The following is a 304-nucleotide window of genomic DNA, read 5'->3' on the forward strand; positions in this document are numbered from 1 at the left end:
GTCGCGGCCTGGGCCAGGGTGTTTTGCTGTTGCTGGGCCGAAACCGCGTTCTGGAACAGAATCGCCGTGGCCTGGCCCATGGACTGATAAATCGTGCTCATGGCCATCGCTGGCGATTCGGCGACGACCTTGACGTTGGTCTGGGTGACGGCATCGGTGATTTGCTGACTGACTGCACTCATGGTTGGAACTCCTGGATTAAGAAAGAACAACATCCGTTAGTGCTCAGGGATCAAGACTGGAATGACTTGAGCACCGTCAGCAGGCTGGTGAGGTTGTCCGAGACGCCGCCCTGGGCGACTTT

At 57.6% G+C, this 304-nt stretch carries 1 protein-coding gene; it reads right to left on the reverse strand.

Features of this window, described 5'->3' with window-relative positions; genetic code table 11:
* The coding region (locus tag HX803_RS32375; protein ID WP_178926114.1) for a RebB family R body protein at nt 1-182 on the reverse strand (182 nt) is incomplete at its 3' end.
* Nucleotides 183-304: the final 122 nt, after the last annotated feature.

Source organism: Pseudomonas sp. P7548, from assembly GCF_013386585.1.
Lineage (GTDB): Bacteria > Pseudomonadota > Gammaproteobacteria > Pseudomonadales > Pseudomonadaceae > Aquipseudomonas.